Source organism: Streptomyces sp. NPDC047002 (assembly GCF_040704505.1).
In the GTDB taxonomy this organism is placed as follows: Bacteria; Actinomycetota; Actinomycetes; order Streptomycetales; family Streptomycetaceae; genus Streptomyces.
The window spans coordinates 56,761-71,339 of the sequence record NZ_JBEYWC010000002.1 but is presented as its reverse complement, the minus strand read 5'-3'; the positions used below and the strand labels follow the sequence as shown (position 1 = coordinate 71,339).

The window sequence follows — 14,579 nt, the reverse complement described above, 5'->3', positions numbered from 1 at the left end:
ATGCGCGCGCTCCTCGTGGTCAACCCGGCTGCCACCACTACCAGTGCCCGCGTCCGCGACGTCCTGATCCACGCGCTCGCCAGCGAGGTGAAGCTGGAGGCCGTGACGACGGAGTACCGCGGGCACGCGCGCGACCTCGGGCGCAGGGCGGCCGAGTCCGACGACATCGACCTGGTGGTCGCGCTCGGCGGCGACGGGACGGTCAACGAGGTCGCCAACGGGCTGCTGCACGCGGGCCCCGACCCGTCGCTGCCCCGGCTCGCCGTGGTCCCTGGCGGCTCGACCAACGTCTTCGCGCGCGCCCTCGGGCTGCCCAACGACGCGGTCGAGGCGACGGGCGCGATCCTGGACGCGCTGCGTGACGGGAGCGAGCGCGCCGTCGGCCTCGGACTCGCGTCCGGCACGCCGGGCACCGACGACGAGGCGGTGCCCGACCGGTGGTTCACCTTCTGCGCCGGCTTCGGCTTCGTGGGCGGGGTGGTGGGACGGGTCGAACAGGCGCGTGAGCGTGGGAAGCGCTCCACCCACGCGCTCTATCTCCGCCAGGTCGTACGGCAGTTCCTCGGCGACCCGCACCGCGGCGAGGGCACGCTCACCCTCGAACAGCCGGGCGAGGACCCCGTCACCGGCCTGGTGCTCTCGATGGTCTGCAACACCGCGCCGTGGACATATCTGGGCAACCGCGGGGTCTACGGGGTGCCGGGCGCGTCCTTCGACACCGCCCTCGACGTGCTCGGACTCACCAGGCTCTCGGTCCCCACGGCCACCCGCTACGCCACCCAGCTGCTCTCCTCGACCCCGGACAAGGGCCTTCACGGGAAGCACGCGGTCACGCTCCACGACCTCACCGACTTCACCTTGCATTCGAAGGTGCCACTGCCCCTTCAGATGGACGGCGACCATCTGGGACTGCGCACCAGCGTGACGTTCACAGGCGTACGCCGTGCACTGCGTGTGATTGTGTGAGTCAAACGCCCGAGATACCTTTCACTCGAACGTTTAGGCCAGAGTCCACCCCATCGATGTACGGCTGTGACCTAGTCGACACCGAGGAATCCAAAAAAAGTTTCCAGAAGGGGTTGTATCCGCAGCCGAGGTTTGCGAATCTCTACATGGCGATCGGGACGGCTCCAGTAACACCAGCCTCCCTGAGAACCAGAACCCCTCCTCACACCAGGACCGCACCGGTGTTCACCGGCGTTGTCGGCCCTTCCGTCGTTGAGGGATTCGTGAAAGCGTTCACATTCACAAGCAATACGCACGTCATACCAAGAGAGGTAGCAGCCATGGACTGGCGTCACAACGCCGTTTGCCGCGAGGAAGACCCCGAGCTGTTCTTCCCCATCGGCAACACCGGTCCCGCGCTGCTGCAGATCGAGGAAGCCAAGGCCGTCTGCCGTCGCTGCCCCGTCATGGAGCAGTGCCTGCAGTGGGCGCTCGAGTCCGGTCAGGACTCGGGTGTCTGGGGTGGCCTCAGCGAGGACGAGCGCCGCGCGATGAAGCGCCGCGCCGCTCGCAACCGGGCACGCAACGCAAGCGCCTGAAGCCCCCTGCCACGAGCCTGAGGCCGGCGGAGCGTACACCGCGTACGCACACACCCCCCGCCCCCGAAAAGCAGCGCGCAGTACCCCCGATGCGCATCTCATCGTGAGCTTCGAGCAGAGCCCCGGACCACATCGTCGGTCCGGGGCCTTTTGCTGTCAGGAGCCGCCGGCGGGCCGCGGGTGCCCGCGGCCCGCGGGCTAGGTGCGGGCGGCGACCGGTATGTCGAGCACCACCCTGGTGCCGCCGCCCGGCGCCGGCAGCATGTCGAAGCCGCCGCCCAACTCCCCCTCCACCAGCGTGCGTACGATCTGGAGCCCGAGGTTGCCCGCCCGCTTCGGGTCGAAGCCCTCGGGCAGCCCGCGCCCGTCGTCCTGAACGGTGATCAGCAGCCGGCCCTCTGCCCGCTCGTCCTCGCGGGCGCCGCGCCCGGCCCCCGCGGGCGCGTCGCCCCGCACGGCCTTCACCTCGACCCGGCCGCGCTCCCCCGGCCCGAACGCGTGCTCAAGGGCGTTCTGCAGCACCTCGGTGAGCACCATGGCGAGCGGCGTGGCGACATCGGCGTCGAGGATGCCGAACCCGCCGGACCTGCGGCAGGTCACGGTGCCCGCGGGGGACAGCTCCCCCACCATCGCGAGGACCCGGTCGGCGATCTCGTCGAACTCCACCCGCTCGTCCAGGTTCTGGGACAGCGTCTCATGCACGATGGCGATCGAGCCGACCCGCCGCACGGCCTCGTTGAGCGCCTCCCTGCCGTGCGCGGAGTCGATACGCCTTGACTGGAGCCGCAGCAGGGCCGCAACCGTCTGGAGGTTGTTCTTGACCCGGTGGTGGATCTCCCGGATGGTGGCGTCCTTGGTCATCAACTCGCGCTCGCGGCGGCGCAGTTCCGTGACGTCCCTGAGCAGCACCAGGGAGCCGATGCGGTCGCCCTTCGGCTTCAGCGGGATGGCGCGCAGCTGGATCACGCCCGCGCCGCTCTCCACCTCGGTCTGCCGGGGCGCGTAGCCGCTCGCCAGCTTGACCAGGGCCTCGTCGACGGGGCCGCGCTCCGGGGCGAGTTCGCCCGTGGTCTGCCCGAGGTGCTGTCCCACCAGGTCGGACGCGAGTCCCAACCGGTGGTACGCGGAGAGCGCGTTCGGGCTCGCGTACTGGACGACGCCGTCCCCGTCCAGCCTGATCAGGCCGTCGCCGACGCGGGGCGAGGCGTCCATGTCGGTCTGCTCGCCGGGGAAGGGGAAGGAGCCGGCGGCGATCATCTGCGCCAGGTCGGAGGCCGACTGGAGGTAGGTGAGTTCGAGCCGGCTCGGGGTGCGGACGGTGAGCAGGTTGGTGTTGCGGGCGATCACCCCGAGCACCCGGCCCTCGCGGCGCACCGGGATCGACTCGACCCGCACGGGCACCTCCTCGCGCCACTCGGGGTCGCCCTCGCGCACGATCCTGCCCTCGTCGAGCGCGGCGTCGAGCAGCGGTCTGCGGCCGCGCGGCACCAGGTGGCCGACCATGTCGTCCTGGTACGAGGTGGGGCCGGTGTTGGGGCGCATCTGTGCGACGGAGACGTAGTGGGCCCCGTCGCGGGTGGGGACCCACAGGACGAGGTCGGCGAAGGAGAGGTCGGACAGCAGCTGCCACTCGGAGACGAGGAGGTGCAGCCATTCGAGGTCGGACTCGTCGAGGGCCGCATGCTGCCGTACGAGATCGTTCATGGAGGGCACAGGGGCGAGGGTACCCGCGGGCCGCGGCGCCGAGCGGGACCCTCAACCCGCCTGGCACCGCAGCCCGGAGTTGCCACGGCCGGAGGTGTGCGGTCCCGCGGCCGTTCCCGGCCCCGGCGCGGTCAGGGCAGAGGGCGCCGGTGCCGCGTCCCGCCCTTCTGTGCGGTGAGGGGCGGACGCTTTTGCGATTCCATTGTGGACTAGACCATTCTTCGGTGTCCAGGGCCCTGCGCACGGTTCCGCGGCGCGGCGGCGCGCGCACCCGCCGTGCGCGCAGGGGGGATTCAGCGGGTCTGGGTGACCTTCGCCAGGGCGCGGGGGGCGTCGGGGTCCTGGCCGCGCGCGATCGTCACCTCGTGGGCGAGGAGCTGGAGCGGCAGGATCTCCAGGACCGGCTGGACCTCCTCGGCGACGCCGTCGGTGGGCAGCACGAAGCCCGTGGAGGCGGCGGCGACCGCCTCTGCGGGGCCCAGCACGCACAGGTCGGCGCCCCGGCCGCGCAGCCGGTCGAGGACGGGCCTGAGCACCTCGCCGCCCCGCCCGTCGGGCACGACGGCGATCACCGGCGAGACGTTGTCGACCATGGCGAGCGGGCCGTGCAGGAGGTCGGCGCCCGAGTAGGCGAGGGCGGGGATGTAGCTCGTCTCCATGAGCTTGAGCGCCGCCTCCTTGGCCGTGGGGTAGCCGTAGCCGCGTGAGGTGATGACCATGCGCTCGGCGAAGCGGTAGCGGGCCGCGAGGTCCCGTATCTCGTCCTGCCTGGCGAGCACGGCCGCCGCACGGTCGGGCAGGACGCCGGCCGCCGCTCCTTCGCCTCCGGCGAGGCCCTCCACGAAGAGGTAGAGGGCGAGCAGGGTCGCGGTGTACGTCTTGGTGGCGGGCAGGGCGCGCTCGGGGCCCGCGAGGACATCGACGTGGAACTCGCTGACGGCGGCGAGCGGCGAGTCGGGGCTGTTGGTCACGGCGAGCGTGACCGCGCCGGCCTCGCGCGCCGCGCGGGCCGAGGAGACCAGGTCGGGCGAGCCGCCCGACTGGCTGACCGTGACGAACAGCACGTCGCTCAGGTCGGGCCTGGCGCCGTAGGCGGTGACGGTGGACATGGAGACAAGGCCGCAGGGCAGGCCGCGCCTGATCTCCAGCAGGTACTTGGCGTACAGCGCGGCATTGTCCGAGGTGCCGCGGGCGGACAGCAGGACGAAGCGGGGGCGCCGCGCCGCGACGGCCGCCGCCGTCTCACGGACGGCGTCCGCGCCCTCGGTGAGGATGCGCCGCAGGATCGCGGGCTGCTCGGCCATCTCGCACGCCATGATCACGCCGGGCTGCTCACTCTGGGACATCTGCCGCCTCCACGGCGCCGGCGGGCAGCGCGGGCCCGGTGCGCCCTCTCGCGGTTCTTGCGGTCTTCACCCAGTCGACCACGGGCGCAGGCCGCCCCGCCATCCGGCGGCCCGCACCCGTCTGGTAAATTGGTCTATACCACATGTCGGGACGCGGTGCCGACCGCAGCGGGGATGGGCAGGAGAAGCGTGGAAGTCGTCATCGTCGAGGACGCCGCCGCAGGCGGCGAGACCGTCGCACAGAGCATCGCGCAGCTGCTGCGCGCCAAGCCGGACGCCCTGCTCGGGGTGGCCACCGGCTCCACCCCAGGGCCGGTGTACCGGGCGCTGACCGCGAAGATGCGGGCGGGCGACGTCGACGTGTCGGCGGCGCGGATAGCCCAGCTCGACGAGTACGTGGGGCTGCCCGCGGGCCACCCCGAGTCGTACCGCTCCGTGGTGCTGCGCGAGGTCGTGGAGCCGCTCGGGCTCGCCGAGGGCGCCTTCATGGGCCCCGACGGCAGTGCCGAGGACGTGCGGGCAGCGTGCCTCGCCTACGACCGGGCGCTCGCCGAGGCGGGCGGGGTCGACCTGCAGCTGCTCGGCATCGGCACCGACGGGCACATCGGCTTCAACGAGCCGTGCTCCTCGCTCGCCTCCCGCACCCGCATCAAGACGCTCACCGAGCAGACCCGCGTGGACAACGCCCGCTTCTTCGGCGGCGACATCGCGCAGGTCCCGCGCCATGTGATCACCCAGGGCATCGGCACCATCCTGGAGGCGCGCCACCTGGTGCTGCTCGCCACCGGCGAGAACAAGGCCGACGCGGTCGCGCTCGCCGTGGAGGGCCCTGTCGCCTCGGTGGTGCCCGCCTCTGCGCTGCAACTGCACCCGCACGCCACGGTCGTGGTCGACGAGGCCGCCGCGTCCAAGCTGAAGCTCGCCGACTACTTCCGCGCGACCTACGCCTCCAAGCCCGACTGGCAGGGCCTGTAGGCGGATCCCCGAGGCCCCTCCCCCACAGGAGGAGAACCGCCGCGGCCCCGGGCCGCGGCATGACGGTGCCGGGCCGCCCCACAAGGGCGGCCCGGCACCGTCGCGCTGTCCCGGCCCGGCTCAGGCCACGCGTCCCGCGATCACCTCGGCCGCCGCCTGCGCGCACACGCGGGCGGCGCCGTGGGTGGCGATGTGCAGGGCGCCCCTGGCCGGCGCCGCGTCGAGGCCCATCTCGACCACGAAGGTGCCGGGCCTCGCCGCGACCAGCTCGTCGAGCGCGCGGGCGGTCCAGGGGTGCCGGTGCACGTCCCGTACGGCGACGACCAGTGGCCGCTCCCCCGCGGCTGCCAGCACCTCCGCCGTGCCGTACGTGTCCTCGGTGTACGTGCCGCTCGCGGTGGACGGCAGCAGCTTCGCCAGCTCGGGCCCGACGCCCCAGGGCGTCTGGCTGCCGACGGCGATGTTCGGGGCCGCGGTGAGCACCGCGACGTACGCGGGCGTGCTCAGCGGCTTCGCGGTGCCCCTCACCCGCACGGCGCGGCGCGCGGCCACCAGCCCGACCGGGTCGCCGGGCACGGTCCCCTCCTGTGCCGCCGCGCCCGGCCCCGCCGCCCCCCTCGCCCGCAGGGTCCACTCGCCGAGCGCGCGCACGCGCGCGGCCGCGTCCGCGAGCCGTTCCTCGGGCAGTTCGCCGCCCCGCACCGCCGCGACCAGCGCGTCGCGCAGCCGCAGTACGGTCCCCTCGTCGAAGGGGCCGCCGCCGACGCAGATGGCGTCGGCGCCCGCCGCGATCGCGAGGGCCGTGCCGTGCTCGGTGCCGTAGGTGGCGGCGATGGCCTGCATGTCCATGCCGTCCGTGATGACAAGGCCGTCGAAGCCCAGTTCGTCACGGAGCAGTCCGGTCAGGACGCGGCCGCTGAGGGTGGCGGGGCGGTCGGGGTCGAGCGCCGGGCTGATGATGTGCGCGCTCATCACGGCCTTGGCGCCCGCGGCGACAGCGGCCCTGAAGGGCACCAGGTCGCGGGCGTCGAGGACGTCGCGGCCCACGTCGATGCGGGGCAGCGAGTGGTGCGAGTCGACGGCGGTGTCGCCGTGTCCGGGGAAGTGCTTGGCCGAGGCGGCGACCCCGGCGCTCTGGAGCCCCTCGACATAGGCGGCGGCGTGCCGGGCGACCAGCCCGGGTTCCGTGCCGAACGACCGTACGCCGATGACCGGGTTGTCCGGGTTGGCGTTGACGTCGACCGAGGGCGCCCAGTCGAGGTCGATGCCGCACGCGACGAGCGCGCGGCCGAGGCTCGCGGCGACCTCGCGGGTCAGGTCCGTGTCGTCCACCGTGCCCAGCGCGTAGTTGCCGGGCACCGAGGAGCCGCTGCCGACCTCGATGCGGGTGACGTCGCCGCCCTCCTCGTCGACCGCGACCAGCAGTCCCGGGTGGTCGGCGCGCAGCCTGCCGGTGAGCCGGGTCAGCTGCCCCGCCGACTCGACGTTGCGCCCGAACAGGGCGACGGAGGCGAGCCCCTCGTCCAGCCTGCGCAGCACCCAGTCGGGCACGTCGGTGCCGGCGAACCCCGGCTGGAGCACGGCGAGCGCGTCGCGCTCCAGGGTGCCGGTGCGTGCGGCCCCTGAGGTCGCCGCGGTCATCCCTTCACCGCCCCCGCGGTCATGCCGGTGCCCGCGCGCCGCTGCAGGAAGAGGAAGACGACCACCACGGGCAGGGTGAAGAGGGTGGCGGCCGCCATGGTGGCGCCCCAGTCGTCGCCGAAGTTGGTCTGGAACTGGGTCAGCCAGAGGGTCAGCGTCTCGCCGCCCTCCTTGTTGAGGATGAGCACGAGCGCGTACTCGTTCCAGGCCGTGATGTAGCCGAACAGCGAGGTCGCCATCAGGCCGGGCGCGAGCAGCGGCAGCACGACTTTGACGACGGCCTGGAAGCGGGTGCAGCCGTCGACGAGTGCGGCCTCCTCCAGCTCCTTCGGCACGGCGGCGATGAACCCGCGCAGCGTCCAGACGGTGAAGGGCAGGACCATCATCATGTAGAAGAGGGTCAGCGGGATCAGGCTGTTGAGGGCGTCGGAGTCCCGGACGATCAGGTAGACGGAGATCGTGAGGACCTCCCAGGGCGCCATCTGCGCCATCATGATCATCAGGATGAACGCCTTGCGGCCCTTGAACCGCATGCGCGCGACCGCGAACGACGAGAGCGTCGCGACGATCAGCGAGAGCAGCACGGCGCCGATGGTGACGGTGAAGCTGTTGCGGACGAAGGTCCAGAACCCCGCGGCGTGCACCGCCCGGTCGAAGTGGGCGAACGTCCCGTGGAGGGGAAAGAGCACCGGCGTGGACGAGACGATGTCCAGGTCCGGCTTGAAGGCCGTCGTCACCATCCAGTAGACGGGGAAGATGAAGAAGACGAAGAGGACGACGGCGATGATGTTGGGCCAGAGCCTGCCGGCCAGGGTGCGCCTCACAGCTCGTCCTCCTCCTTCAGGATGACGCGGAAGTAATAGGACATGAGGGCCGCCAGGATGACGATGGTGAGCATGGAGATGGCCGCGCCCGTGCCGAAGTGCTGGTTGCCGAAGCCCTCGACGTACGCGTAGACGGGCAGCGTCTCCGTGAGACCCTCGGGGCCGCCCGCGTTGAGCGCGTAGATCTGGGTGAACGCCTTGAAGACCCAGATGATCTCCAGGAACGTGGTGCTCAGGAAGAACGGCTTGAGGATCGGGAACAGCACCTGCCAGAAGGTGCGCCAGGCGCCTGCGCCGTCCATCCTGGCGGCCTCGAAGATCTCCACCGAGACGGTGGTGAGGCCGGCGAAGAGGTTGAGCGCCACGAAGGGGATGGAGCCCCAGACCACCATCAGCGTGATCACCGCGAAGGTGGACAGCTGGTGGCCGAACCAGTTGTAGCCGAGCATGGAGTGCCAGCCGAGGCTGTCCAGGCCCCAGTTGACGACGCCGTTCTGGGTGTCGAACAGCCACTGGTAGACGGTGGTGCCCGCGACCTGCGGCATGGCCCAGGCGAAGACGAGGCCGAGGGAGAGCAGCAGCCGCATCCGCTTGCCGAGCCGGTTGAGCAGCAGCCCGATGAGCGTGCCCGCGACCATGATGAGGACGACGTTCGCGGCGGTGAAGGCGACCGAGCGCCCCGCGGTGTGCCAGAACTCCGAACTGGTCAGCTGGTCGGTGTAGTTGCCGAAGCCGTTCCACTCGGTGGTGTGCTGGATCAGCTGGAACGGTTCGAGGGTCTGGAAGGAGATCAGCAGATTGCGGACGAGCGGGTAGCCGAGCAGCAGCGCCGTGGCGGCGAGCGTCGGCAGCAGGAGCAGGTACGGCGTGAAGCGCGTGCGCCGCCGGGCGCCCGAGAGGCTCACGGGTCTGCTCGGGGGCGTCGGCCCCGCGGTGAGTACGGTGGCGGCCTTGGGCGGGGTCGCCGCCGGGTCGGGCCCCCTGGTCTTGGTGCCTCTGTACTGCGCGGCCATGCTTCTCGCTTCCTCGTGCCGTGCGCTGCGAACGCTTCGGCCCGCCGCCGTCCGCCCGCCGCGGTCCGCGGGGAGGCGGGGCGCGCGGCGGGCGGAGGGCTGTGGCGGGCGGGTTACTTCTGGCTGAGCCGCTTGTCCATCTCCGCGTTGGCCTTCTCGGCCGCTGCGGAGGGGGACTGGCCCTGGAGGACACCGGTCATGAAGAGCGTGGTGATCGGGTTGGGCGCGTTCTCGACGCTGCCCCACTGCGGGATCAGCGGCGTGGTGCCGCCGTTGGCCGCGGCGGCCGCCGAGACGGTGCCGAACTCGTTGCCCGCGAGGTTGCCGTTGAGGGACGCCTTGTTCGGGACGACGCCGCCCTCCTTGGCGAGCGCGCCCTCGAACTGGTCCGACATGGCCAGCTTGAGGAAGTTGAGCGCGCCCTTGGGGTTCTTCGAACCCTGCGAGACGGCGAGGTTGGAGCCGCCGAGGAAGACGGCGGAGGTCTTGCCCGCGGTCTTGCCCGGGAGGGCGAAGTAGCCGATCTGGTCCTTCAGCTTCGGGTTCTTGGCGAGGGCGCCCGCGCCCTCGTAGCCGAGGCCGATGAAGGCGCCGACGTCACCCTTGGCGAAGACGTCCATCTGCTGGGGCGTCGCCTCGTCCTTGTCCTTCGCGGCGGTGCCGTACGAGTTGAGCTTCTTGTACAGCTGGATGGCCTGCGCGGCCTGGGGCGTGTCCAGGTTGGCCTGGTAGCCGTCGCCGTCCTTCTTGACCAGGTCGGCGCCGGCGTCGAGGAGCATGCCGTCGAAGGCGTACCAGTCCTGGCCGGGCAGGTAGAGCGCGTTCTTGGTGCCCTTGGCCTGGATCTTGCCGAGGTCCTTGAACAGCTCGTCCTGGGTCTTCGGCGTGCCGGTGATGCCCGCGTCGGCCCAGATCTTCTTGTTGTAGATGACGACGCGGCTGGCCGCGTACCACGGCACCGCGATCTGCTTGCCCTCGTACACCGTGGACTTGGCCATGGCGGGCAGCCAGGAGGAGGCGCCGAGCGCCGCCTTGTCCTTGCCGAGGTCCATCAGGCCGCCGGTCTGGGCGTAGTACGGGGTCTGGGTGTTGCCGACCTCCAGCACGTCCGGCGGGTTGGACTCGGAGAGGGCGGTCGTCAGCTTCTGCTGGATGCCGTTCCACTGCTGGATGGTGACCTTGACCTTTTTGCCGGGGTACTTCTTCTCGTACGCCGCGGTGATCTGCTTGGTCCAGTTCGGGGGGTTGGAACCGCTCATCAACCACACGTTGATGGTATTTCCGGCGTCCCCGCCGCTCGCCTTGTCCCCGCTGCCGCCCGATCCGCCGCACGCCGCGACTCCGATCAGCATCCCCGCGACACCGATCGCCCCTATGAGCTTCCGCTTCACGCCACCCTCCTCAGGGATTCCCGCTACCCCCCGCCCACCGCGAAGACTGACGACACGCACTGCCGGGGCCGGGACGTGGTCTTTAATGGTTTAGACCAGTACGGGGAGCTTGGCCTAGACCTTTAGGGGTGTCAAGGGTGTATAAGAAGGGCTGTCGTGTCCGTTATCGGACCGACACCTGAGGCAGGGCGGGCCAACGTCCCGACCACGGAGCCGTGTCCCAGCACCGCGCCGTGCCACCATGTGAGCCGCGACAGACGGAGGAGCCGGTGACGGCAGGAGCACAGGAGCCGGGAAGGCAGGTCATGGCGGACGGGGGTGCCGGCACCACCGAGACCGAGGGTAGCGGCGCCGCGGTCACCCGCACCGCCCGGGTGCCAAAGTATTACCGCCTCAAGAGGCATCTGCTGGACATGACCCGGACGATGCCGCCCGGTACGCCCGTACCGCCGGAGCGCACGCTCGCCGCCGAGTTCGACACCTCCCGCACGACGGTGCGCCAGGCGCTTCAGGAGCTGGTGGTCGAGGGCAGGCTGGAGCGCATCCAGGGCAAGGGCACGTTCGTCGCGAAGCCCAAGGTCTCCCAGGCCCTCCAACTCACCTCGTACACTGAGGACATGCGGGCCCAGGGGCTCGAACCCGCCTCGCAGCTGCTGGACATCGGGTACGTCACGGCCGACGACCGGCTCGCCGGGCTGCTGGAGATCGCGTCCGGCGGCCGGGTGCTGCGCATCGAGCGGCTCCGCCTCGCGAGCGGCGAGCCGATGGCGATCGAGACCACCCACCTGTCCGCGAAGCGCTTCCCCGCGCTGCGCCGCTCCCTGGTCAAGTACACCTCGCTGTACACCGCGCTCGCCGAGGTCTACGGGGTCCACCTGGCGCAGGCCGAGGAGACCATCGAGACCTCGCTCGCCACCCCGCGCGAGGCCGGGCTGCTCGGCACGGACGTGGGCCTGCCGATGCTGATGCTCTCGCGCCACTCCGTGGACGAGGCGGGCGAGGCCGTGGAGTGGGTGCGGTCCGTGTACCGGGGCGACCGCTACAAGTTCGTGGCGCGGCTGCACCGGCCGGTGGGCTGAGGAGGCGTCCCGGGGGCGGCCCGGGCTCCGCGCCGGGCCGTTTGCGATCGGGACGGCGGGCCCGCGCGGGCCCGCGCCTGAAAAAGAGTTCCGAACCGGGCCGGCGCGGGCCACTCGCGCGACCGTCCCGCGGCGCCGTTGCCGTTCCGATACGCGGACAGGGGGTGACGCAACGCTTATACCGCGCTTAGATTGCCCCCGCATTACCAGGTGATCAAGCGAGGGGACGCAGCCCATGCCCGATGTTCCTCAGGAGCACGAAGCCGCGGGGGGCGGCACGAGAGAGCCCACCGTCACGCCGCTGCGCGTGGTCATCGGGGTGTGCCTGGTCATCCCGTTCGTCGCGATGCTCTGGGTCGGCTCGTACGCCAGGGTGGACCCGACTTTCATCGGCATCCCGTTCTTCTACTGGTACCAGCTGCTGTGGGTGCTGATCACCACGGCGCTGACGATGGTCGCCTACAAGCTCTGGCAGCACGACCAGCGCTCGCGGGCCGCGGCCCGCGCCGCACGTGAGGGAGGTGCCGCGCGATGAACGGCGGCGGTGTCAACGGCGTCGCGCTCGGCGTCTTCATCTTCTTCTTCCTCGCCGTGACCGTGATGGGCTTCCTCGCGGCCCGCTGGCGCCGGGCGGCCAACGAGCACAGCCTCGACGAATGGGGCCTGGGCGGGCGGTCGTTCGGCACCTGGGTGACATGGTTCCTGCTCGGCGGCGACCTGTACACCGCGTACACGTTCGTCGCGGTGCCCGCGGCGATCTACGCGGCGGGCGCGTCCGGCTTCTTCGCGGTGCCGTACACGATCCTCGTCTACCCGCTGATCTTCACGTTCCTGCCGCGCCTGTGGTCGGTCTCGCACCGGCACGGGTACGTCACGCCCTCCGACTTCGTCCGCGGCCGCTTCGGCTCGAAGGGCCTCTCGCTCGCGGTCGCCGTCACCGGCATCCTCGCGACGATGCCGTACATCGCGCTCCAACTCGTCGGCATCCAGGCCGTGCTGGACGTGATGGGCATCGGCGGCCAGGACAGCAACTGGTTCGTCAAGGACCTGCCGCTGTTCATCGCCTTCCTGGTGCTCGCCGCCTACACGTACGTCTCAGGGCTGCGCGCGCCCGCGCTGATCGCGTTCGTCAAGGACGGCCTGATCTACATCGTCATCCTCGTGGCGATCATCTACATCCCGATCAGGCTCGGCGGCTTCGACGACATCTTCGCGAAGGCGGCGCACGCCTTCGCGCAGATCTCCCCGGCCACCGGCAAGCCCAAGGGCTCGCTCGCCCCGCCGCCGACCGGGCAGTGGGGGTACGCCACGCTCGCGCTCGGCTCCGCGCTCGCGCTGTTCATGTACCCGCACTCCATCACGGCCACCCTGTCGAGCCGCAGCCGCGAGGTGATCCGCCGCAACACCACGATCCTGCCGCTGTACTCGCTGATGCTGGGGCTGCTCGCCATCCTCGGCTTCATGGCGATCGCGGCCGGGGTCAAGGTGTCCAACGGCCAGCTGGCGATCCCGACGCTGTTCGCGCAGATGTTCCCGAGCTGGTTCGCGGGGGTGGCGTTCGCGGCGATCGGCATCGGCGCGCTGGTGCCCGCCGCGATCATGTCGATCGCCGCTGCGAACCTCTTCACCCGCAACATCTACCGGGACTTCATCAAGCCGGACGCCACGCCCGAGCAGGAGACCCGCGTCTCCAAGATCGTCTCCCTGCTGGTGAAGGTCGGCGCGCTGGTCTTCGTGCTCGGCATGGACCAGACCGTGGCGATCAACTTCCAGCTGCTGGGCGGCATCTGGATCCTCCAGACCATGCCGGCCATCGTCAGCGGCCTGTTCACCCGCTGGTTCCACCGCTGGGCGCTGCTGGTCGGCTGGGCCGCAGGCATGGTCTACGGCACGCTCGCCGCGTACGGCGTCGCCAGCCCGACGCAGAAGCACTTCGGCGGCTCGTCGGCCGAGATCCCCGGCATCGGGCAGATCGGCTACATCGGCATGACGGCGTTCGTGCTGAACGTCCTGGTCTCCGTCGCCCTGACCTTCGTCTTCCGCGCCTTCAAGGCCCCCGAGGGCACCGACGAGACGCGCCCGGGCGACTACACCGCCGACGCGGGCGACAAGGACGTCGAGGTGGAACTCCCCCCGGCCCCCGTCAACTGACCCGCTCCCACGCGTCCCCCACGGGCCGCCTCCCGCCCCCGAGGCAGGAGGCGGCCCGGGTCAGTGCACCCAGTCCTTGAGCGGCTCGGTGTCGAGCGTGATCCCCACGGGCTCCGGCAGCGTGATCTCCTTGCCGAACGGCACCACACGCACGCTCTCGTACCGCACGCCGTCGGGCTCGCTGTGCACGCGGACCTCCGCGTTGTCCCGATCGACCAACAGGTACACCGGGATGCCCGCCTGGGCGTAGGCCGCCGGCTTCTCGACCCGGTCGCGGGCGTTGGTATCGGCGTCGTACGACGTGACCTCAAGGGTCATGAGAACGGCGCCCTCCGGCTCCGCCCACTCACCACGGCCGAGGAGCGCACCGCTCTCCGTGAGCACACCGTCCGGCCTGGCCCGGCCCCTGCGGTACTGCTGCACCTTGAGCCCCTGCTCCGGATACAGCCACAGCTCAGGCCTGGCCTGGATGCAGATACGGGTCAGCCACTCGATGATCCGCCCGTGCTCCGGGTCCGGCACTGTCTTGCTCCTGATCTTCCCGTCGAAGAGTTCGAATCGGATGCCGGTCAAGTGCTCCACCAACACCTCGGCGGCCTCCTCGAACTCCTCCGGCACAATCCCGCGTCCGTCGCTCACAGCGGTCATGGGGCTCACCTCCTTCTAGTCCCGAACGATATCCCAAGCAGCCGACACCGGACCCTCAGAACGCCACACGCCACAACATCTAGTGGTCGTTGCGTCGGGGGCACCCAGATGTATGCTCGTGGCGCTGCCGACGCAGGGGAACCCGGTGAAACTCCGGGACTGTCCCGCAACGGTGTGCGCGGTGCGTCCGCGCGAGTCCGAGTACCTGACGGCAGCCGCCCCGGCGCGGTGCCGGGGCTGCCAGGACGTCCGGGTCTCGTGGA

The 14,579-nt window shown here is 70.9% G+C and carries 13 protein-coding genes and 1 riboswitch; of the genes, 6 read left to right on the top strand and 7 right to left on the bottom strand.

Features of this window, described 5'->3' with window-relative positions; genetic code table 11:
• Together AB0910_RS03340 and AB0910_RS03335 are read left to right on the top strand one after the other, a co-directional pair.
• Complete coding sequence (locus AB0910_RS03340; protein ID WP_366742798.1) at positions 1-966, top strand: diacylglycerol kinase family protein; 966 nt, start codon at positions 1-3, stop codon at positions 964-966.
• Positions 967-1,286: 320 nt separating this feature from the next.
• Positions 1,287-1,544, top strand: a complete 258-nt coding sequence (locus AB0910_RS03335; protein WP_003953983.1) for a WhiB family transcriptional regulator — start codon at positions 1,287-1,289, stop codon at positions 1,542-1,544.
• Positions 1,545-1,742: 198 nt separating this feature from the next.
• Here the strand turns inward: AB0910_RS03335 and AB0910_RS03330 are convergent, their stop codons facing one another.
• Positions 1,743-3,248 (bottom strand): PAS domain-containing sensor histidine kinase, encoded by a 1,506-nt coding sequence (locus AB0910_RS03330; protein ID WP_366743018.1) that lies wholly within the window; start codon positions 3,246-3,248, stop codon positions 1,743-1,745.
• A 293-nt stretch (positions 3,249-3,541) separates the two neighbouring features.
• Positions 3,542-4,594, bottom strand: a complete 1,053-nt coding sequence (locus AB0910_RS03325; protein ID WP_366742797.1) for an SIS domain-containing protein — start codon at positions 4,592-4,594, stop codon at positions 3,542-3,544.
• A gap of 189 nt (positions 4,595-4,783) precedes the next feature.
• Here AB0910_RS03325 and nagB point away from each other — a divergent pair, with 189 nt between their 5' ends.
• Positions 4,784-5,569 (top strand): glucosamine-6-phosphate deaminase, encoded by a 786-nt coding sequence (gene nagB, locus AB0910_RS03320; protein WP_366742796.1) that lies wholly within the window; start codon positions 4,784-4,786, stop codon positions 5,567-5,569.
• A gap of 120 nt (positions 5,570-5,689) precedes the next feature.
• On the opposite strand, the gene AB0910_RS03315 is transcribed toward nagB, so the two are convergent.
• The 4 genes from AB0910_RS03315 to AB0910_RS03300 form a co-directional block, all read right to left on the bottom strand.
• On the bottom strand, positions 5,690-7,210 hold the full coding sequence (locus AB0910_RS03315) for a glycoside hydrolase family 3 N-terminal domain-containing protein (protein WP_366742795.1): 1,521 nt from the start codon (positions 7,208-7,210) through the stop codon (positions 5,690-5,692).
• Positions 7,207-8,034 carry a carbohydrate ABC transporter permease gene (locus tag AB0910_RS03310; protein WP_366742794.1) on the bottom strand — a complete coding sequence of 276 codons (828 nt, stop codon included), beginning with the start codon at positions 8,032-8,034 and terminating at the stop codon, positions 7,207-7,209. The genes AB0910_RS03315 and AB0910_RS03310 overlap by 4 nt, the downstream gene beginning before the upstream one ends.
• A complete protein-coding gene (locus AB0910_RS03305) occupies positions 8,031-9,047 on the bottom strand; it encodes a sugar ABC transporter permease (protein ID WP_366742793.1) in 1,017 nt (338 codons plus the stop codon). Before AB0910_RS03305 ends, AB0910_RS03310 begins: the two co-directional genes overlap by 4 nt.
• Before the next feature lie 113 nt (positions 9,048-9,160).
• Positions 9,161-10,438, bottom strand: coding sequence for an extracellular solute-binding protein (locus AB0910_RS03300; protein ID WP_366742792.1), 1,278 nt, complete (start codon positions 10,436-10,438; stop codon positions 9,161-9,163).
• A 305-nt stretch (positions 10,439-10,743) separates the two neighbouring features.
• On the opposite strand from AB0910_RS03300, the gene AB0910_RS03295 reads away from it, so the two are divergent.
• From AB0910_RS03295 to mctP, 3 genes are all read left to right on the top strand, one after another.
• Positions 10,744-11,517, top strand: coding sequence for a GntR family transcriptional regulator (locus tag AB0910_RS03295; protein WP_366743017.1), 774 nt, complete (start codon positions 10,744-10,746; stop codon positions 11,515-11,517).
• Between the two features lie 235 nt (positions 11,518-11,752).
• A complete protein-coding gene (locus tag AB0910_RS03290) occupies positions 11,753-12,052 on the top strand; it encodes a DUF3311 domain-containing protein (RefSeq protein WP_366742791.1) in 300 nt (99 codons plus the stop codon).
• Positions 12,049-13,668 carry a monocarboxylate uptake permease MctP gene (mctP, locus tag AB0910_RS03285; protein ID WP_366742790.1) on the top strand — a complete coding sequence of 540 codons (1,620 nt, stop codon included), beginning with the start codon at positions 12,049-12,051 and terminating at the stop codon, positions 13,666-13,668. The genes AB0910_RS03290 and mctP overlap by 4 nt, the downstream gene beginning before the upstream one ends.
• Positions 13,669-13,728: 60 nt before the next feature.
• Here the strand turns inward: mctP and AB0910_RS03280 are convergent, their stop codons facing one another.
• Positions 13,729-14,316, bottom strand: coding sequence for a Uma2 family endonuclease (locus AB0910_RS03280; RefSeq protein WP_366742789.1), 588 nt, complete (start codon positions 14,314-14,316; stop codon positions 13,729-13,731).
• A gap of 136 nt (positions 14,317-14,452) precedes the next feature.
• Positions 14,453-14,522, top strand: a riboswitch (cobalamin riboswitch).
• The last annotated feature ends 57 nt before the right edge of the window (positions 14,523-14,579 follow it).